The sequence below is a fragment of the Bacillus sp. TH22 genome (assembly GCF_016651015.1).
GTDB classification, from domain to species: domain Bacteria; phylum Bacillota; class Bacilli; order Bacillales; family Bacillaceae_G; genus Bacillus_A; species Bacillus_A mycoides.
Genome location: NZ_JAEKER010000001.1, coordinates 3,968,775 through 3,988,329 on the forward strand (window position 1 = coordinate 3,968,775; position 19,555 = coordinate 3,988,329).

Below are 19,555 nucleotides of genomic sequence, written 5' to 3' on the forward strand. Positions count from 1 at the left end.
GTATTTTTCGCAAAATAATAAAAGAGGTATCACCCTATAGTGATGCCTCTTTCTCATTGATAACTATGTTCTACCTTGTCATTCAACTTCTTTTGCTCTATTTGTAATTCACGCTCTACCAATCGGTCTAATTGCTGAATTGCTTTCAATGCTTTTTCATAAGAAATAGTTCTATAATGGTGTGCGCCACCTGGTTCTTCATCGGCTTCATCCGCCCACTTAATAACATTTTGTAGAGGTGTTCTTTCAAGTGTTTGTTCTAGTAGGAAAGAATCAGTGTGCAGAAGAATTGCAACAGAAATTTCTTTTGCTAGTTTCGGATGTTCTCCTAATCTAATAAGCAATTTATGAGATCTTTCTGCCCCTTTAATCGCATGTATATCATTCTTTTTGTACAAGTCATAGTCCCATTCGCCACCTGTGTACCACGTATGATGTCCGATATCATGAAGGAAGCCAGCCTTTGTCGCAGCATCGACTGAGGCGTGATGCTTTTTGGCTAAGTGAAACGCATGGTAAGCGACAGCAATCGCGTGGACCATTCCAGAACGGTTTACATATTTTTGTGTAATGTGATGTTTAAAAACTTGTTCAAGCGTAATACGTTGCATAAAACATTCACTCCTTTTATCCCGCTTTAACGGGCAGTAAGATTCCCACCTTAAAATTTAGCGAATACGAGGAAGTTAGGTGGGGAATCAACTGCCCGTAAAAGCCCGATTGGTTCAACTAATAATCAGTGTGGGGGGACCCCCCACTGATTAAAGTTTCACTTTATCTAATGATATATATGAAGAAAAATCGATCGGTTTAAATGTATTTTGAACATTGTACTCCATCGGGGTAGCGTTAGTAAAGTAGAAATGTTTAGGAGAAGAAAAAAATTTTTCGTAAAAAAAATCACCTTGGCTTATGCGAAGGTGATTTTCAAATTGCTTATTTTTTTAATCCTTGCTCCAGTGTTCCTAACATTTCGTGTTTTTCATTTTCATCAGCATTTTTCCAAATGACTTCGAATAAAACGCCAAGACCTGGAAGCATTTTTTCTTCACCGCTTTGAATTGCATCGACAATCGTTTCTTGTAATTGGTCTTGTGAATTTCCAGATACATTCGCTAATACCGCGCCGCGTAAATTAAAACTCATTATCTTCACCTCTTCTTCAGAATTGAAACTGACGTTAGTTTTTGTTCTTTTTTATGTAAATATGTATGAAAAATAGGCTATAATGATAAGACAAGAAGAGAGGGAAATACATATTATGAAAAACATTGATTCAGTACAAAACCCGCGTGTGAAGCAGTGGAAAAAGCTGCAGACGAAAAAAGAGCGCGATAACAAAGCTTTATTTTTTGTAGAAGGATTCCATTTAGTAGAGGAAGCGTTAAAGGCAGGAGTTGTAACAGAACTTATCGTTTCAGATCAGACAGATCTTCCGAAAGATTGGACAGTTAATGATGTTGAAATGTATATTGTGCCTGAAGCAATTGTAAAAGTACTTCGCGAAACAGAAACAACGCAAGGTGTATTTGCTGTTTGTGAGAAACATGAGAAAGAAGTAGCTCTTACTGATGGGAAATTTCTTTTATTAGACGGCCTTCAAGACCCAGGTAATTTGGGAACGATTATTCGTACAGCGGATGCAGCTGGTATTCATGCCGTTGTGCTTGGAGAAGGGTGCGTTGATGTTTATAATAGTAAAGTACTACGATCTACACAAGGTTCTATTTTCCACTTACCGGTTGTAAAAGGGAACTTAGAAGAATGGGTAGACAAGTTAAAAGAAAATAACGTCCCTGTATATGGAACAGCTCTTGAAAATGGAGTTCCATTTGGTGAAGTAACCCCGGCTGGAAGTTTTGCATTAATTGTAGGGAATGAAGGAAGCGGCGTACGCCAAGAAATTCTTGCGAAAAGTGATCAAAACTTGTATATTCCGATTTACGGCGGGGCAGAATCATTAAATGTTGCGGTTGCAGCAGGGATTTTAACTTATTATTTACAAAGCCCAGTTGCGAATCGATAAAAAACTTCTTATAATAAGTTGAAGTACATGTTCATAAAAAAGTGGTGAAATGAGTATCGAACTTTTTTGAACATATAATAAAAGTATATTAATGAAAAACGTTGATAGAGAAGAGTAGCTTACAAAATCGCCATATAGGGAGAGAGTGCCGTAGACTGAAAGCATTCTTATGGTAGATGGAAGTGAATTCACCTCTGGAGTTGGCGCCAGGACCATTTATATGTAAAGGCGTTCCGGTCAGAATTGATCGTTATAACTAATGAGTGGGCAGACTTGTTCTGTCAATTTAGGGTGGTACCGCGAATTTACCTCGTCCCTTTTTGGGAGCGGGGTTTTTTTATTTTTAAAATTAGGAGGGTTCCAAATGGAAGCACGTTTAAAAGAGCTAAAGCAAAAAGCGTTAGAGCTTATTGAAGAAGCGAAAGAGCTAAAGGGCTTAAACGACGTACGCGTAGCGTATTTAGGGAAAAAAGGTCCAATTACAGAAGTATTACGCGGCATGGGAAAATTATCAGCAGAAGAGCGTCCACGTATGGGAGCATTAGTAAATGAAGTACGTGAAGCGATTCAAACGCGTCTAGAAGACAAAATTGGTAACTTAGAAAAAGCAGTAATTGAGGCGAAATTAGCTACTGAAACAATTGATGTTACACTGCCAGGTCGTCCTGTTGAAACAGGTTGTCACCATCCGTTAACAGCAGTTGTTGAACAAATTGAAGATGTATTCATCGGTATGGGTTATGAAGTAGCTGAAGGAACAGAAGTAGAAAAAGACTACTACAACTTCGAAGCATTAAACTTACCGAAAGATCACCCAGCGCGTGATATGCAAGATACATTCTACATTACAGAAGAAACGTTACTACGTACACATACATCTTCTGTGCAAGCACGTACGATGGAAAAGAATAAAGAAAAAGGACCGATTAAAATTATTTGTCCTGGTAAAGTGTATCGCCGCGATGACGATGATGCAACGCATTCACACCAATTCATGCAAATTGAAGGTCTTGTAATTGATAAAAACATTCGCATGAGTGACTTAAAAGGTACACTGCAAGTATTCGTGAAAAAGATGTTCGGTGAAGATCGTGAAATCCGTCTTCGTCCAAGTTTCTTCCCATTCACAGAGCCGTCTGTAGAGATGGATATTTCTTGTATGATGTGTCACGGTAAAGGTTGTGGCACTTGTAAAGGGACTGGCTGGATCGAAATTTTAGGAGCAGGTATGGTTCACCCGAACGTACTTGAAATGGCTGGTTATGATTCAAAAGAATATCAAGGTTTCGCATTCGGTATGGGCGCAGAGCGTATCGCAATGTTGAAATACGGCGTAGATGACATTCGTCATTTCTATACAAATGATGTACGTTTCTTACAACAATTCAAACGAGCGTAAGGGAAGGAGAGGATAAATATGTTCGTATCATATCGTTGGTTACAAGAGTATGTAGATATTAAAGATGTAACAGCACAAGAACTAGCAGACAAAATCACGAAAAGTGGTATTGAAGTAGAAGGTGTTGAAGTATTAAATAAAGGTGTAAAAGGTGTTGTAGTTGGTCACGTATTAGAATGTGAAAAACACCCAGAAGCTGATAAATTAAGCAAATGCTTAATCGATATCGGTGAAGAAGAGCCGGTTCAAATTATTTGTGGAGCTGCTAACATTGCAAAAGGTTTAAAAGTACCAGTTGCAAAAGTTGGCGCTGTACTTCCTGGTAACTTCAAAATTAAAAAAGCAAAACTACGCGGGGAAGCTTCTCACGGTATGGTTTGTGCTCTTCAAGAGCTTGGTATTGATGGGAAATTCGTTGCGAAAGAATATGCAGACGGTATCTTCATCTTCCCAAGTGATGCTGAAGTTGGTGCAGATGCACTTGAAATTTTAAATTTACATGATGAAGTACTTGAGCTTGGTTTAACACCAAACCGTGCAGATTGCTTAAATATGTTAGGTGTTGCATATGAAGTAGCTGCTATTTACGGCCGTGAAGTAAAACTTCCAGCTATCGACTTACAAGAAACAGCAGAAAAAACTTCTGATTACATTTCTGTAAGTGTAGAAGCGAAAGAAGAAAACCCATTATATATTGCAAAAATGGTGAAGAACGTAAAGATTGGTCCATCACCAATGTGGATGCAAACTCGTCTTATGGCAGCTGGCATTCGTCCAATTAGTAATGTAGTTGATATTACAAACTACATTTTAATGGAATACGGTCAACCGTTACATGCATTCGATTACGATAAATTAGGTTCAAAAGAAATCGTTGTTCGTCTTGCAAAAGAAGGCGAAAAGATTCAAACATTAGATGCTCAAGAACGTACGTTACAAAGCCACCACCTTGTTATTACAAACGGTGAAAAAGCGTTAGCTGTTGCTGGTGTAATGGGCGGAGCGGATTCTGAAGTTGATAGCGAGACAGTAAACGTTCTAATTGAGTCTGCATACTTTGCAGGTCAAACAGTGCGTCGTACATCAAAAGACTTAGGTCTTCGTAGCGAATCAAGTGCACGTTTTGAGAAAGGAATCGACCCAACACGTACATTTGAAGCAATTCAACATGCAGCTGCTTTAATGGCAAAATACGCTGGTGGAGAAGCGCTTGAAGGTGTAGTAGAAGCTGATAACTTACAAGTACAAGAACGTACAGTATCTGTTACAGCTGAAAAAGTAAACCGTGTATTAGGTACAGATATTTCTGCGAGTGAAATGGGTACAATGTTCACAAACTTAAAATTCCCATTCACAGAAGTAGAAGGAACATTCCATGTAAATGTACCAGCACGTCGTCCTGACATTACAATTTCAGAAGACTTAGTAGAAGAAGTAGGTCGTCTGTATGGTTATGATCACATTCCAGTTACATTACCATCTGGAACAATGACACGTGGTAAATTAACATCAGCACAAACGAAACGTCGTAAAGTACGCCGCTTCCTAGAAGGTGCTGGTTTATATGAAGCAATCACATATTCATTAACAAGCGCTGACAAAGCGAAACAATATATGATTGAGCCGAACGAAAAAGCTCCTGTAAATCTTGCGCTTCCAATGAGTGAAGAGCGTAGCCAACTTCGTTTAAGCTTAGTGCCACAATTGTTAGAAGCAGTTTCATACAATGTTGCACGTAAAAACGATAGCGTTGCATTATATGAAGTAGGTTCTATCTTCTTACCAACAGAAGCAGGAGAACTTCCGAAAGAAGAACAACATCTTGCAGGTGTTATGACAGGTCTTGCTCTTCACCATGCATGGCAAGGTGAGAAGAAAGTTGTAGACTTCTTCGTTGTTAAAGGTGTATTAGAAGGATTATTCGACGTACTTGGCGTGGCAAATCAAATCACTTATGCACCAACAAAACGTGAAGGTATGCATCCAGGCCGTACAGCTGACATCGTATTAGATGGTGAAGCAATCGGATTCATCGGTCAATTGCACCCGGAAACAGAAAAACAATTAGATGTGAAAAATACATTCGTATTCGAATTATCTCTTGCAAAAATATTCGGTGCAGACGCTGAGGAAACTTACTACTCAGCAATTCCACGTTTCCCATCTATGACACGTGATATGGCTGTTGTAGTAACAACAGAAACAAAAGCTGGTGAAATGAAGCAAGTCATTGCTGAAGCTGGCGGAGAACTTCTGAAAGACGTAGCACTATTCGACTTATACGAAGGTGAAAAAATGGAAGAAGGCAAGAAATCACTTGCATTCTCTATGAACTACTTCGATGCAGAACGTACATTAACAGACGAAGAAGTAACAGAAGCACATAATCGTGTATTAACAGCGGTAGAAGAGAAATTTGGTGCGGAGTTACGTAAGTAATAAAAAATTGCCGGATTAGTTCCGGCAATTTTTTTATGGCACGATTGTCGGAAAATGTCGGTAAGTCGATATATTATAAAAATCGCTGATATATTTTCTGGCATCTTGCATCTTTCTCTCGAATGTAGTACATTAATTTTAGTTTAACAAAACGAAAGACGATGATAAGGAAAAGTAGTATATACTATAATCCAAAGCGAGTCAGGGACGGTGAGAGCCTGATGAGGCGGTATATGTGAAGAACACCTTGGAGTTGCTAACCGAAATTGAAGCTTGTATTCAAGAGTAGACTTAGACGGGAATCCGGCCTGTTACAAACCGGGAAGTATGTATTACATACGAGTTAAAGTTGGTCTTTATGACAAATTGGGTGGTACCGCGAAGTTTAACCTTTCGTCCCTTTATGGATGAAAGGTTTTTTTGTATTTAAATATATGAGTAAAGGAGAATTTTACTATGGAAAACACATTAGTAAAAAGTCTGTATAGAGATACAGATAAATACGCAGATCAAACAGTACAAGTATCGGGTTGGATTCGTAACTTACGTGATTCAAAAGCATTTGGTTTCATCGAATTAAACGACGGTAGCTTCTTCAAAGGTGTTCAAATCGTTTTCGATACAGAATTAGAGAACTTCAAAGAAATTGCAAAGCTTCCACTAAGCTCTTCAGTTAAAGTAGAAGGTAAAGTAATTGCAACACCTGGAGCGAAGCAACCATTTGAAATTAAAGCAGAAAAAATTGATATCGAGGGCTTATCAGATTCTGATTACCCACTTCAAAAGAAGCGTCATACGTTTGAATACTTACGTACAATCGCTCACTTACGTCCAAGAACAAATGCATTCTCAGCAACATTCCGCGTGCGTTCTATCGCAGCATTTGCAATTCACCAATTCTTCCAAGAGCGTGGATTTGTACATGTTCACACACCAATTATTACTGGTAGTGATACAGAAGGTGCAGGCGAAATGTTCCGCGTAACAACGCAAGATTTAAACAACGTACCAAAAGGTGAAGACGGACAAGTTGACGAATCAAAAGACTTCTTCGGCAAAGAAACAAACTTAACAGTAAGTGGACAGCTGAATGCTGAAGCTTATGCATTAGCGTTCCGTGATGTGTACACATTCGGACCTACATTCCGTGCAGAAAACTCAAACACAACTCGCCACGCAGCGGAGTTCTGGATGGTTGAGCCTGAGATTGCATTCGCTGAGTTAGGCGATGTAATGGATCTTACAGAAGATATGCTGAAATATGCAATGAAATACGTACTAGAGCATGCACCAGAAGAAATGGACTTCTTCAACAGCTTCGTTGATAAAACAGTTCTAGAGCGCATGAACAACGTAATCAACTCTGACTTCGGTCGCATCACTTATACAGAAGCAATTAAAGTACTTCAAGAATCAGGTGCTGAATTCAAATACCCAGTAGAATGGGGTATTGACTTACAAACAGAGCACGAAAGATACTTATCAGAAGAAATCTTCAAACGCCCTGTATTCGTAACTGACTATCCGAAAGACATTAAAGCATTCTACATGCGTATGAACGAAGATGGTAAAACAGTAGCAGCTACTGATCTTCTAGTTCCTGGCATCGGCGAATTAATCGGCGGAAGTCAACGTGAAGAAAGAATGGACGTTTTAGTAGACAGAATTAAAGAATTAGGTATGAACGAAGAGGACTACTGGTGGTACTTAGAACTTAGAAAATACGGCGGTACAAAACACGCTGGATTCGGTCTAGGTTTCGAGCGCTTCCTAATGTACATCACTGGCATGGCTAACATCCGTGACGTAATTCCATTCCCAAGAACTCCAGGTTCTTCTGAGTTTTAAGATGAAAAAAGCGAGAGCAACTGCTCTCGCTTTTTTTGTTTGGAAAAATGTTGTTCATAGGTTCGTTCATATCTCACATATAGTAAAACGAATGAAATATTTATGGGCAAGGGAAGGGGTTTTTGTACAATGGGGGAGATTCCAAGTCATACAAAGTGGACACTGCATGACAAGTATGTGGTGATTACTGGTGCAACAAGTGGTATTGGATTAGCGGCAGCTAAGACATTTGCAGAGCGCGGTGCCAAACTAGGAATCATTGCACGTAACGAGGAAAAAGCGAATGCTGCTATTGCTCAAATTAAGGATGTAACGAATGGGGATGTGATGATAGATCTATTTTTAGCTGATATGGCTTCTCAACAATCTATACGCCGGGTAGCTACTGATATTTTGGAAAGGTGTCCGAGAATAGATATATTAGTGAATAATGCTGGTGCTTTATTTCAAACAAGGCAGCTTACAGAGGACGATTTGGAGATGACTTGGGCGGTTAATCATTTAGGTCCATTCCTAATCACTAATTTGCTGTTGGAGCGTTTAAAAGAAAGTGCTCCTGCTCGTGTTATCACCACCGCATCTCACGGTCACAAAATGGCTAAAAAGGGAATTGATTTCGGTGATTTAGATGCAGAACAACTTTATCGTGGTGTTAAGAAATTTATGGGTGGTCCTACAATGCGTTATGCTCAATCAAAACTAGCAAATATTTTATTTACCGCTGAATTGGCAAAGAGGTTGGAGGGGACGGGTGTTAGTGCATACAGCTTCGATCCAGGGCTAGTGGCTACGAATTTCAACCAGGACAATGGTCTAGTTGCTCGCTTAACTATGGCAGCAATGAAACCTTTCTCTCGTACACCCGAGAAAGGTGCTGAAACTCTAATATGGCTAGCAGAATCAACTGAATTTACTGATCATAGTGGTTATTACTATGCCGATAAGCAAATAGGAAAAATGTCTGAAGCTGCCTTGGATAAGGATGCCGCAAAACGTCTATGGGACATTAGTGAAAAACAGACAGGAGGATAAAAGAGTAGCCAGTATATGTTCAGATGGTTATGCTGAATAGTTTTTTACTCTTAAGTGAAAAGTAATCTTGGGGGTGATTGTAATGAGTAAGAAAGTGAAAACAGACCATTCTAGATCAAGCTTAGGTTCTCCGGAAGTGGAAGGACAAGGAACGACTACGCATGAAACGGGTTCTTATAAAGTACCTTCATCAAATAAGAAGCAGAAACGAAGTTAAACATAAAAAGGGAGTCATGGAGACTCTCTTTTTTAGGTGAATAGTAAATGAATATATATCAGTCTAAATTTAAATATATAGATACACAGAATGAGTGCGGCGAAAATAGGAACGTGTGAGATCCTATTTATCCATTTTTCATTCATAAAAGGCGAAAAGAATTCAATTCTTTTCGCCTTGTTTAGTTCATCCATATCCTGTCGATACTAAAAAGTAGTTATTTTTTCAGTAACCGAAACGCCTTCTCTGTATTAGCAAAATGCACTTTCACAAATTCAGGTAGTCTTTCTTTACCGACTTTTTGAATTAATTTAGCAGCGGCAATATCAACTTGTTTACCAGCACCTTTCGGAAGTTGCATACCAGCTTTTTTGCTTAGTTCGTCAAATTGTTTTACGAATGAGTAACGAGCTAAAATGGAAGCGGCGGCTACTGCTAAATGGACACTTTCACCTTTTGTAGCGAAGTAAACATTTTCACGCTGTACCTGTTTTTGTTTCGCTAAATATTTATAGTATGTATCAGGCTGTGTAAATTGGTCGATTAAGATGCCTTCTGGTTTTGTAGGCGCGATTTTAGCCAATAAGTTTGTGATGGCTTTGTTATGTAGTAAAGCTTTTAGTTTACCTTGGTTGTTTCCTTTATCAAATAGCTCGTTATATTTTTCATTATGAAGAACGAGGGAGCTGTAAGGAACAACGTGAAGGAGTTGTTTTGCAATCTCAGCAATTTGAGCATCATTTAAGTTTTTGGAGTCTTTTACACCGAGTTCTTTTAAAAGTGGAATTTGCTTCGCATCCACATATACAGCAACAACTGTCATCGGTCCAAAGAAATCTCCAGTACCTACTTCATCGGACCCTAAAATCGACATTGTACCAATAGAAGAAGGTGGTGCATATTGATGCGAATTGACCGATTTTTTTACAGCGGATTTTGGTGTTTGAGAGACAGTTTGCCAACGAGAAGCCTCTGCTTCAGCACGTCCACCTTGAAACATTACTTTCCCTGATTTATAGGCTGTAATTGTGCAAGATGGAACCTTTGCCATAAAGATACCGCCTTGCGGAATTTTGGGGCTAAGTGCTTGTTTGTATTGTTGTTTCATGTCTTCAATTACTGTAGAACTTGTTTGTATTACGATAGAATTTGACAAAATGGTCGCTCCTTTTTTATGTTGTTATTTTTATCATATCGGATTGTTCTTTCTGTTTCCATATTATGATGGTTCATGGTATGATAAACTTTAGGATTCTGTACGTGATTGGAGGCCGGTGAGTTGTCACAACAAAAGGGAAATAAAAGTCGAATTAATGTAGAAATATATGGCCAACAGTATTCAGTTGTTGGCGATGAAAGTACAAGTCATATCCGCATGGTAGCAGCGATTGTGGATGATAAAATGCGCGAACTCAATGCCAAGAATCCTTCGCTTGATACGAGTAGACTAGCGGTATTGACGGCGGTAAACGTCATACACGATTACATAAAATTAAAAGAAGAACATGAGAAGTTGAAAGAAAGTATGACACAAAAAGGAATGGAATAAACATGATTGATATTATTATCATTTTATTGCTTGTTATGGGATTTTTCCTCGGTTTACGCAGAGGATTTATTTTGCAACTTGTAAAGTTAACAAGCTTTATTATCGCATACCTCGTTGCATACTGGTACTGTAAAGATTTAGCGCCAACGCTTGCGAAATTTATTCCGTATCCATTCGATAAGAATGTATCTGTTCCAGAATGGATAGATGCGAATAATATTGAGGGTGTCTTCTATCAAGCAATTGCGTTTATTGTATTATTTATTATTACAAAAATCGCACTTTCACTACTTGGTAATTTACTGAATATGTTTGCAGAAATCCCAGTTTTAAAGCAAGTCAATGCGGTTGCTGGGGCACTTCTTGGCTTTTTAGAAGTGTATATCATTCTGTTTGTCTTAATTATTGTTGGAACAATTCTTCCAATTGAACAAATACAAACACCATTACAAAAATCATCAATTAGCAAAATAATTGTAGACGATACACCGATTCTTTCTGAAAAGGTGAAGGAACTATGGCAGACAGGTAGCAGAGTGTAACTTCTCTTTTTTCGGAAAGAGAAGTTTTTTTCTATGAAAGAAAGGCGGGGAAATGATGAAAGTGAATAAAAAACAAGTTATCAAATTACTAGAGACAATCGGCCTATTTATGGAACTAAAGGGCGCGAATCCATTTAAAATATCTGCATTCCGTAAAGCGGCGGCAGCACTAGAAAGTGATGACCGTAGTCTTTCTGAAATTGAAGATTTCACAAAGATTCCAGGTATCGGAAAAGGAACAGCAGCAGTTATTCAAGAATATATAGAATCGGGAACATCTGAAGTACTACAAGAACTTGAAAAAGAAGTACCAAGCAGTTTATTACCACTATTAAAACTACCAGGCCTTGGTGGTAAGAAGGTGGCCAAGTTATACAAAGAACTTGGTGTTGTTGATATGGAAACGTTAAAAGCTGTTTGTGAAGAAAATAAAGTACAAGCTTTAGCAGGTTTCGGTAAGAAAACAGAAGAGAAAATATTAGAAGCAATTGATCAAGTAGGCTCTCGTCCAGAGCGTTTACCGATTGCGATGGTATTGCCTATTGCCGGGGAAATAGAGGAGAAATTGTCGAATGTTGCTGAAATAATTCGTTTCTCACGCGCTGGTAGTTTACGCCGTGTTCGTGAGACAGTGAAGGACTTAGATTTCATCATTGCAACGACAGAGCCAGCAGTAGTGCGTGAACATTTACTACAATTTGATAATATGATTGAAGTGATTGCAAGTGGAGATACGAAAGTATCTGTTCGTCTTCAATATGAATATGATATTTCAATTGACTTCCGCTTAGTAAAACCAGAAGAATTTATTACAACTCTTCACCATTTCACCGGATCAAAAGACCATAACGTAAAAATGCGCCAAATTGCGAAAGATAGAGGCGAGAAAATTAGTGAATACGGTGTGGAAATCTTAGAGACCGGTGAAGTGAAAACATTCGAAACAGAAGAAGCATTCTTCGCCCACTTTGGCCTTCCATTCATCCCACCAGAAGTGCGTGAAGATGGAAAAGAAATTGAATTAATTAAAGAGTATCCGAACTTAATTCAGTTCTCTGATATACAGGGTGATTTACATATGCATACAACGTGGAGTGACGGTGCTTTTTCAATTGAAGAAATGGTACAAGCGTGCCGCGCTCGTGGATATAAATTTATGGCAATTACTGATCACTCGCAATACTTGAAAGTAGCGAACGGTTTAACGAAAGAGCGTCTTCGTGAACAAGCGAAAGAAATTGAACGTATGAATGAAAAGTATCCAGACATTACAATTTTGCGCGGGATTGAAATGGACATTTTACCAGATGCGACACTTGATTTTGACGATGAAGTATTAGCAGAACTAGATTATGTCATTGGAGCCATTCACTCTAGCTTCTCACAAGACCGTGAAACGATTATGAAGCGTCTTCGCACTGCACTTGAGAATAAGCATGTCACAATGATTGCCCATCCGACAGGACGTCTTCTTGGGCGCCGTGAGGGTTACGATGTAGATACAGATTTATTAATCCAGCTCGCAAAAGAAACAAATACAGTTTTAGAATTAAATGCAAATCCAAACCGTCTAGATTTAAGCGCGAAATTACTAAAACAAGCACAAGATGCTGGTGTAAAAGTAGCGATTAATACGGATGCCCATACACTTGAAATGTTAGAAGATATGGAAACAGGTGTAGCAGCAGCGCGTAAAGGTTGGATTCAAAAAGATAACGTGATTAACACATGGGATATTGAACGTTTATTAGACTATATTAAACGTAATAAGTAATACAGGGGGGACCTGCAACATGTTAGAACGAACGTTGCGTGTATTAGAATACAATAAAGTAAAAGAACAATTACTTGAACATACAGCATCTTCACTTGGTCGTGATAAAGTGAAGAATTTAGTGCCAAGCACAGATTTTGAAGAAATTGTGGAATTGCAAGAAACAACGGATGAGGCAGCGAAAGTCATCCGTTTAAAAGGACATGTACCACTTGGAGGGATTTCTGATATTCGTGCAAATATTAAGCGTGCGAAAATTGGAAGTATGTTAAGTCCTCATGAATTAATTGAAATCGCAAGTACGATGTACGGTAGTCGCCAAATGAAACGTTTCATTGACGATATGATTGACAACGGTGTTGAGCTTCCAATTTTAGAAACACATGTCGCACAAATTGTGTCTTTATATGATTTAGAAAAGAAGATTACAAATTGTATTGGTGACGGCGGTGAAGTAGTCGATAGCGCAAGTGACAAATTGCGTGGTATTCGTAATCAAATTCGTACTGCGGAAAGCCGTATTCGTGAGAAATTAGAAAACATGACGCGTTCTTCAAACGCGCAAAAAATGTTATCAGATGCAATTGTAACGATTCGTAACGAACGCTACGTAATCCCGGTAAAACAAGAATACCGCGGCGTATATGGTGGTATTGTTCACGATCAATCTGCTTCTGGACAAACATTATTTATCGAACCGCAAGTAATCGTGGAATTAAATAACGCACTTCAAGAAGCACGTGTGAAAGAAAAACAAGAAGTAGAACGCATTTTAATGATGTTAACGGAAGAAGTAGCAGTGGAAGCTGATATTGTTTTATCAAACGTAGAAGTAGTTGCAAATCTTGATTTTATTTTTGCGAAAGCTCTTTATGCGAAGCGAATTAAAGCGACGAAGCCAATCGTAAATAATGAACGCTACATGGATTTAAAACAAGCACGCCATCCGCTTATTGATCCGGAAATTATCGTGCCAAATAACATTATGCTTGGTAAAGACTTTACAACAATCGTTATTACAGGACCGAATACAGGTGGTAAAACAGTTACACTTAAAACAGTCGGTATTTGTGTCTTAATGGCGCAATCTGGTCTTCATATTCCAGTAATGGATGAATCAGAGATATGTGTATTTAAAAACATCTTTGCTGATATCGGTGATGAGCAATCGATTGAACAAAATTTAAGTACATTCTCTTCTCATATGGTAAACATTGTAGATATTTTAGAAAAAGCTGATTTTGAAAGTTTAGTCCTATTTGATGAATTAGGTGCTGGGACAGATCCGCAAGAAGGGGCTGCACTAGCGATTTCTATTTTAGATGAAGTATGTAACCGTGGTGCTCGCGTTGTTGCAACGACGCATTACCCAGAATTAAAAGCATATGGATACAATCGTGAGCAAGTTATTAATGCGAGCGTTGAGTTCGATGTGAATACATTAAGCCCAACGTACAAATTATTAATCGGTGTACCAGGACGTAGTAACGCCTTTGAAATTTCGAAGCGTCTTGGTTTGTCTGATCGCGTTATTGATCGCGCTCGTAACCATATTAGTACAGATACGAACAAAATCGAAAATATGATTGCAAAGCTAGAAGAAAGCCAAAAAAATGCAGAGCGCGAACGAAAAGAAGCGGAAGAGCATCGTAAGCAATCTGAAAAACTTCATCGTGAATTACAACGTCAAATTATTGAATTTAACGATGAGCGCGATGAAAAATTATTAAAAGCGCAAAAAGAAGGGGAAGAAAAAGTCGAAGCTGCAAAGCAAGAAGCAGAAGGCATTATTCAAGAACTTCGTCAATTGCGTAAAGCACAGCTTATAAACGTGAAAGACCATGAGCTTATTGAAGCGAAGAGCCGTCTAGAAGGTGCAGCGCCAGAGCTTGTGAAGAAACAAAAAGTAAACGTGAAAAACACAGCGCCAAAACAACAGTTACGATCAGGTGATGAAGTAAAAGTGTTAACGTTCGGTCAAAAAGGTCAATTGCTTGAAAAAGTAAGTGATACAGAGTGGAGCGTACAAATTGGTATTCTGAAGATGAAAGTGAAAGAATCCAATATGGAATACATTAATACACCGAAGCAAACTGAGAAAAAAGCAGTCGCAAGTGTGAAGGGTAGAGATTATCACGTGTCGTTAGAGCTAGACCTTCGCGGCGAACGTTATGAAGATGCAATGATGCGCGTTGAAAAATATTTAGACGATGCACAGCTTGCAAGCTATCCTCGTGTATCAATCATTCACGGTAAAGGAACAGGAGCGCTTCGCCAAGGTGTACAAGATTACTTGAAGAAACATCGCGGTGTGAAAACCTACCGCTACGGTGACATGGGCGAGGGAGGCCTAGGCGTAACAGTTGTCGAATTAAAATAGCAAACAACCAAACAAAAGGGGAAACCATTATATGTTTATGGACAAACTTGCAAAAGTATTGTTAGCTTGTTGCGGAATATTTTTGGTAATTGGGGTTATTTATTTAGTTGTTTTTGCGAAGTAAAGGAGCGTCAATCTTGGCATAATGATATCGCCATGGATTGACGCTTTTAATCTATAAGAAAAGGAACAAAACATGAAAATCAACCAATACATAAGCGAAGCAAAATCCTGCTCAAGACGTGAAACAGACCGTCTCATTAAAGCAGGACGTGCCTGTATTAACGGTGAAGTATGTACGCACGGTGCACTCGTTAATGAAGGTGATATTGTAACGATTGATGGGCAAGTTATTGTAAAAGAAGAGAAAGAAAAGGTGTATATTGCCTTCCATAAACCAGTCGGAATTACTTGTACAGCAGCTGAACATATTGAAGATAATATTATTGATTATATCGATCATCCAGAACGAATCTTTCCTGTTGGACGATTAGATAAAGCATCGGTAGGACTCATCTTATTAACGAATGACGGTGCGATTGCGAATCAAATTTTGCACGGTGATCATGAGCATGAGAAAGAATATGTTGTCACTGTCGATAAGCCGTTTACAGATTGGTTTATTGATGAGATGTCCAGCGGTGTAAAGATTAAAGATGGAATGACGAAGCCATGTAAAGTGACGAGAGTTAATCAGTCTACATTCCGCATCGTTTTAACGCAAGGAATGAATAGGCAAATTCGTAGAATGAGTCGTGCTTTCGGATTTACTGTAACAAAGCTAAAGCGAGTACGCATTATGAATATAGAGCTAAATGAGCTTGAAGCTGGAAAATGGCGAGACATTACACCTAAGGAATTAGAAATATTAATAGGGCAGTTATAGGGTGTAAAGTTTTCTCCCTATATTTTTTTGTCAGAAAAAATAAAACTATTGATTTTTTAAAAAATAGCCCATATAATAAAAAACAACAAGTTTCGACAACATATTTTATAAAAGTAATGATGAGGACATGAGTTGTTTTTGACGATTCTCAGAGAGGGAAGCCTTAGGCTGTGAGCTTCCTAATACGGAAAGACAAACTTACCACCTCTAAACTTCAAGAGTGAACTGCAGATGCATTGTAATTCTTGGCGGATAAAACCGTTATCAATTTACACGAGCTATAAAATGAGCTTATTTCGTTATAAATTCATTTTATTAGAATAAGGGTGGAACCACGATTTCAACACTCGTCCCTTTGTTAGGGACGGGTGTTTTTTGCGTTCTTTTACGGGGAAGTATGCTTGAAAGAGGATATGTGACGGATTTTAATTCAGAATATTTTGTCAATAAAATAATTAGGAGGTAGTAGAAATGAAGTCATCTTTAAAGTTTTCTGAGATGTTTGCAATAAGCTTAATGTTATTTGCACTGTTTTTCGGTGCCGGTAATATGATTTTTCCACCAGCGTTAGGGCAAGGTGCTGGAACAGATGTATGGATCGCGTTATTTGGCTTTATCGTAACAGGTGTAGGACTGCCTTTATTAGGAGTTATTGTTATAGCACTAAAGGGAGATATTAATGAATTAGCAAGACGTGTACATCCTGTATTCGCGCTAATTTTCATTACTGCAATTTATTTATGTTTAGGCGTATTTGTTAGTGTGCCACGTACAGGGACTGTTGCTTATGAAATGAGCATTGCACCATTTTTACCAAGTGAGGTAGCTAGTCAGGCTTATCCACTTGTCATCTTTACATTTATTTTCTTTGCGGTAACTTTCTATTTAGCATTAAACCCATCGAAATTAGTGGGGCGCATTGGTAAAGTGTTAACTCCAATTTTATTAGCTGTTATTGCAATTATTGTAGCGAAAGCAATTATGACTCCAATGGGAGAGTTTGGTGCCCCTACAGAAGCGTATAGTGCCCCGCTCTTTAAAGGTTTTATTGATGGATATTTAACTTTAGATGGACTTGCAGCACTTGTTTTCGGAAATGTTGTGATCAATGCTTTAAAAGCAAAAGGCATTACAAATAAGAACAGTATTGCGAAAGTAACAATCTTTGCAGGATTTATTGCAGCACTTGGCTTACTTCTTGTTTATTTAGCACTTGCTTACCTTGGAGCTTCAAGTGTTTCACTTGGAATGGGAGCAAACGGCGGAATTATTTTAACAAACGTCGTGAATCATTTATTTGGTAGCTACGGAACATTATTATTAGGTATCGCAATTACAGCAGCATGCTTAACAACTTCTGTCGGTATTGTAGCAGCTTGTGGAGAATATTTTTCTTCGTTATTACCAAAGCTTTCTTATCAAAAAGTCATTTTTATTTTCTCTGTATTAGCATTTATGGTAGCAAATCTTGGTTTAACTCAGTTAAACGCATTAGCATTGCCGATTTTAATTGCAATTTACCCAATTGGTATCGTACTGATCGTATTATCACTTGTTGAAAACTATATTCGTCTTCCATTAGCTATGTATGTAGGCGGTATTGTAGGCGCATTTGCAATTAGCTTCTTTGATGGATTGCATAATGCAAATCTTCAAGTAGCGGCCCTTGCTCCTATTTTAGATAAAATTCCATTATATAGTGTAGGGATTGGTTGGCTAGTTCCGGGTATCATTGGAATTGCAATTGGATATGTAGTTTCTTTATTTCAAAAGCAAGAAATTGCTGTAGAAAAATAAGGGAAAGAGGCTTTCTTTAAAAGAAAGCCTCTTTTTTTGTAGAAAAATTATATATAGAAGAATTCAGATATTAAAAATTTTATACGTAATATAGTTGACAAAAAAATTACCAGTAGGCTAAGATTGACTTAGTTGTGGAAATATTGAAAGGGAAGAGGTTTTCTATGACTATATCATTTTTGTAAGAAGAGGTGATAGAACGATAGAATTAGGCGGTTTATTTTTTTGAAATTCGTTGAGAATGATAATCAATAAAATGATGAAAGAGTTTTATGTTTATTCTTATAGGAAAAATTGGTGGGATTATTTTTTTGTCTATCAATGAGAATGATAATCAATATATTTCTAACTACATAGTGTTACTCGTTATAAAATAGAGATAGAAAGATTATTTTTTTCTTATATATTGAGAATAATTATCATTTTCAAAAAAAGAAAAACAAGGAGGCAGTAAGGTAAATGAGAAAGTTTTCGGTATTACCCGCTTTTATTATGACATTCGTATGTATGCTAGCTTTTCTCGTAGTGCCATTCGGACAAGCTTCGGCAAATGTAGCTGACGGTACTTACGATATTAACTATGTCATACAAAAAGCAGAAAATGATTCAGCTTCAATGGCAAATGATTATTTTGAAAAACCAGCTAAGTTAATTGTAAAAAATGGTGAGATGAGAGTACAAATTCCTATGAATCATAGTGCTTGGATTACAGAATTTAAAGCACCAGAGAACGGGAACTTTGTTGATGCAAAAGTTGTTAGTAAAGATGAATCTGCAGATAAAAGAACTGTAGAGTTTAAAATAGACGACTTATCTAAACCAGCAGCTGTAAAAATTCATGTTGTTGTACCGAACGTAAATTATGACCATAACTACACAATTCGCTTTGCGTTTGATGCAAATGTAAAAGCAGTAGGTGGAGAGAATAAGACAACTGCTGCAATAAAAAATGAAGATCAAACTCAAAAAAATACACAAGTAAAAGAAGAAGTGAAGAAAGAAGAGAGCAAAGAAACAAACAAAGAAACAAACAAAGATGTAAATAAAGGAACAAATGAAAGTGGGAAAGCTGAAAAAACAGATAACCCAAAAACAGGCGATGAAGCACGCATCGGATTATTTGCAGCGTTAATTCTTATTTCAGGTGTTTTCTTAATTCGTAAAGTGAAGTTAAGTAAATAAATCTTTTGAAGGGTGATGAATATATGTTTAAACAATTTAAAATGATTATTGCCGTATTTGCTGTTTTATTTACGTTTATAGCAACACTAGGTTCACAAGATACAAAGGCTGCTACAAAATTAGCTGATGGAAAATATAATATTGCTTTTACTGTATGGAAAGGCGATAAAGATGAATCATCTAGAATGAATAGTTATTTTGAAAGTCCGGCAACATTAACAGTTAAAGATGGAAAACAATATGTTTCATTCAAAGTGAAAGATAGTACTTCTATTAAAAGTTTACAAGTAGAAAAAAATGGTCAATTCGTAGAAGCTACTGTGTTAAGTGAAAATACAAAAGAGAATACTAGAGTTGTAGAATTTGAAGTTGCTGACTTGTCAAAAAAACTAAATGGCAAGGTGAAAATTAATATCCCAATTATTAATTATAACGCTTCATATGATATTCGTTTTGTATTTGATGGGAACAGCATTAAATAATT

At 37.6% G+C, this 19,555-nt stretch carries 17 protein-coding genes and 3 other annotated features; of the genes, 14 read left to right on the forward strand and 3 right to left on the reverse strand.

Annotated elements, in window-relative coordinates:
• Positions 1–53: 53 nt before the first annotated feature.
• A complete protein-coding gene (locus JFU18_RS20250) occupies positions 54–611 on the reverse strand; it encodes an HD domain-containing protein (protein WP_201031875.1) in 558 nt (185 codons plus the stop codon).
• Between the two features lie 325 nt (positions 612–936).
• Complete coding sequence (gene sspI, locus JFU18_RS20255) at positions 937–1,146, reverse strand: small acid-soluble spore protein SspI (RefSeq protein WP_000009511.1); 210 nt, start codon at positions 1,144–1,146, stop codon at positions 937–939.
• 82 nt (positions 1,147–1,228) lie between these two features.
• On the opposite strand from sspI, the gene JFU18_RS20260 reads away from it, so the two are divergent.
• From JFU18_RS20260 to JFU18_RS20285, 6 genes are all read left to right on the forward strand, one after another.
• Positions 1,229–2,026, forward strand: coding sequence for a TrmH family RNA methyltransferase (locus tag JFU18_RS20260; RefSeq protein ID WP_002015458.1), 798 nt, complete (start codon positions 1,229–1,231; stop codon positions 2,024–2,026).
• 92 nt (positions 2,027–2,118) lie between these two features.
• Positions 2,119–2,347: a binding site (T-box leader), on the forward strand.
• A 43-nt stretch (positions 2,348–2,390) separates the two neighbouring features.
• A complete protein-coding gene (gene pheS, locus JFU18_RS20265; RefSeq protein ID WP_002015457.1) occupies positions 2,391–3,425 on the forward strand; it encodes a phenylalanine--tRNA ligase subunit alpha in 1,035 nt (344 codons plus the stop codon).
• Between the two features lie 18 nt (positions 3,426–3,443).
• The gene (pheT, locus tag JFU18_RS20270; RefSeq protein ID WP_201031872.1) at positions 3,444–5,864 is read left to right on the forward strand and encodes a phenylalanine--tRNA ligase subunit beta; all 2,421 of its coding nucleotides are present in this window, start codon (positions 3,444–3,446) and stop codon (positions 5,862–5,864) included.
• A gap of 152 nt (positions 5,865–6,016) precedes the next feature.
• Positions 6,017–6,268, forward strand: a binding site (T-box leader).
• 52 nt (positions 6,269–6,320) lie between these two features.
• Positions 6,321–7,712 carry an asparagine--tRNA ligase gene (gene asnS / locus JFU18_RS20275; protein ID WP_002034242.1) on the forward strand — a complete coding sequence of 464 codons (1,392 nt, stop codon included), beginning with the start codon at positions 6,321–6,323 and terminating at the stop codon, positions 7,710–7,712.
• 129 nt (positions 7,713–7,841) lie between these two features.
• The gene (locus JFU18_RS20280; RefSeq protein ID WP_002129335.1) at positions 7,842–8,744 is read left to right on the forward strand and encodes an SDR family oxidoreductase; all 903 of its coding nucleotides are present in this window, start codon (positions 7,842–7,844) and stop codon (positions 8,742–8,744) included.
• 82 nt (positions 8,745–8,826) lie between these two features.
• Positions 8,827–8,961, forward strand: coding sequence for a YuzL family protein (locus JFU18_RS20285; protein ID WP_002112167.1), 135 nt, complete (start codon positions 8,827–8,829; stop codon positions 8,959–8,961).
• Between the two features lie 217 nt (positions 8,962–9,178).
• Here the strand turns inward: JFU18_RS20285 and rnhC are convergent, their stop codons facing one another.
• On the reverse strand, positions 9,179–10,117 hold the full coding sequence (rnhC, locus tag JFU18_RS20290; protein ID WP_098635294.1) for a ribonuclease HIII: 939 nt from the start codon (positions 10,115–10,117) through the stop codon (positions 9,179–9,181).
• 123 nt (positions 10,118–10,240) lie between these two features.
• Here rnhC and zapA point away from each other — a divergent pair, with 123 nt between their 5' ends.
• The 8 genes from zapA (at position 10,241) to JFU18_RS20330 (ending at position 19,553) form a co-directional block, all read left to right on the forward strand.
• Positions 10,241–10,510, forward strand: coding sequence for a cell division protein ZapA (gene zapA, locus JFU18_RS20295; protein WP_002088902.1), 270 nt, complete (start codon positions 10,241–10,243; stop codon positions 10,508–10,510).
• Positions 10,511–10,512: 2 nt separating this feature from the next.
• Positions 10,513–11,052, forward strand: a complete 540-nt coding sequence (locus JFU18_RS20300) for a CvpA family protein (RefSeq protein WP_002034246.1) — start codon at positions 10,513–10,515, stop codon at positions 11,050–11,052.
• A gap of 55 nt (positions 11,053–11,107) precedes the next feature.
• On the forward strand, positions 11,108–12,826 hold the full coding sequence (gene polX, locus JFU18_RS20305) for a DNA polymerase/3'-5' exonuclease PolX (RefSeq protein ID WP_002088901.1): 1,719 nt from the start codon (positions 11,108–11,110) through the stop codon (positions 12,824–12,826).
• A gap of 19 nt (positions 12,827–12,845) precedes the next feature.
• Positions 12,846–15,206, forward strand: a complete 2,361-nt coding sequence (locus tag JFU18_RS20310; protein WP_012261787.1) for an endonuclease MutS2 — start codon at positions 12,846–12,848, stop codon at positions 15,204–15,206.
• 196 nt (positions 15,207–15,402) lie between these two features.
• On the forward strand, positions 15,403–16,092 hold the full coding sequence (locus JFU18_RS20315) for a 23S rRNA pseudouridine(2604) synthase RluF (protein ID WP_201031870.1): 690 nt from the start codon (positions 15,403–15,405) through the stop codon (positions 16,090–16,092).
• A gap of 107 nt (positions 16,093–16,199) precedes the next feature.
• Positions 16,200–16,450 (forward strand) — a binding site (T-box leader).
• A 113-nt stretch (positions 16,451–16,563) separates the two neighbouring features.
• On the forward strand, positions 16,564–17,889 hold the full coding sequence (brnQ6, locus tag JFU18_RS20320) for a branched-chain amino acid transport system II carrier protein BrnQ6 (RefSeq protein WP_061673924.1): 1,326 nt from the start codon (positions 16,564–16,566) through the stop codon (positions 17,887–17,889).
• Positions 17,890–18,348: 459 nt separating this feature from the next.
• Complete coding sequence (gene isdC, locus JFU18_RS20325; protein ID WP_201034363.1) at positions 18,349–19,071, forward strand: heme uptake protein IsdC; 723 nt, start codon at positions 18,349–18,351, stop codon at positions 19,069–19,071.
• Between the two features lie 23 nt (positions 19,072–19,094).
• Positions 19,095–19,553: an NEAT domain-containing protein gene (locus JFU18_RS20330; protein ID WP_012261783.1), complete on the forward strand. Its 459-nt coding sequence runs from the start codon at positions 19,095–19,097 to the stop codon at positions 19,551–19,553.
• Positions 19,554–19,555 lie beyond the last annotated feature (2 nt).

Coding starts and splice junctions, on each gene's coding strand:
- JFU18_RS20250 (WP_201031875.1), bottom strand. CDS start 611: ATGCAACGTATTACGCTTGAACAAGTTTTTAAACATCACATTACACAA.
- sspI (WP_000009511.1), bottom strand. CDS start 1,146: ATGAGTTTTAATTTACGCGGCGCGGTATTAGCGAATGTATCTGGAAAT.
- JFU18_RS20260 (WP_002015458.1), top strand. CDS start 1,229: ATGATAAGACAAGAAGAGAGGGAAATACATATTATGAAAAACATTGAT.
- pheS (WP_002015457.1), top strand. CDS start 2,391: ATGGAAGCACGTTTAAAAGAGCTAAAGCAAAAAGCGTTAGAGCTTATT.
- pheT (WP_201031872.1), top strand. CDS start 3,444: ATGTTCGTATCATATCGTTGGTTACAAGAGTATGTAGATATTAAAGAT.
- asnS (WP_002034242.1), top strand. CDS start 6,321: ATGGAAAACACATTAGTAAAAAGTCTGTATAGAGATACAGATAAATAC.
- JFU18_RS20280 (WP_002129335.1), top strand. CDS start 7,842: ATGGGGGAGATTCCAAGTCATACAAAGTGGACACTGCATGACAAGTAT.
- JFU18_RS20285 (WP_002112167.1), top strand. CDS start 8,827: ATGAGTAAGAAAGTGAAAACAGACCATTCTAGATCAAGCTTAGGTTCT.
- JFU18_RS20300 (WP_002034246.1), top strand. CDS start 10,513: ATGATTGATATTATTATCATTTTATTGCTTGTTATGGGATTTTTCCTC.
- polX (WP_002088901.1), top strand. CDS start 11,108: ATGAAAGTGAATAAAAAACAAGTTATCAAATTACTAGAGACAATCGGC.
- JFU18_RS20310 (WP_012261787.1), top strand. CDS start 12,846: ATGTTAGAACGAACGTTGCGTGTATTAGAATACAATAAAGTAAAAGAA.
- JFU18_RS20315 (WP_201031870.1), top strand. CDS start 15,403: ATGAAAATCAACCAATACATAAGCGAAGCAAAATCCTGCTCAAGACGT.
- brnQ6 (WP_061673924.1), top strand. CDS start 16,564: ATGAAGTCATCTTTAAAGTTTTCTGAGATGTTTGCAATAAGCTTAATG.
- isdC (WP_201034363.1), top strand. CDS start 18,349: ATGAGAAAGTTTTCGGTATTACCCGCTTTTATTATGACATTCGTATGT.
- JFU18_RS20330 (WP_012261783.1), top strand. CDS start 19,095: ATGTTTAAACAATTTAAAATGATTATTGCCGTATTTGCTGTTTTATTT.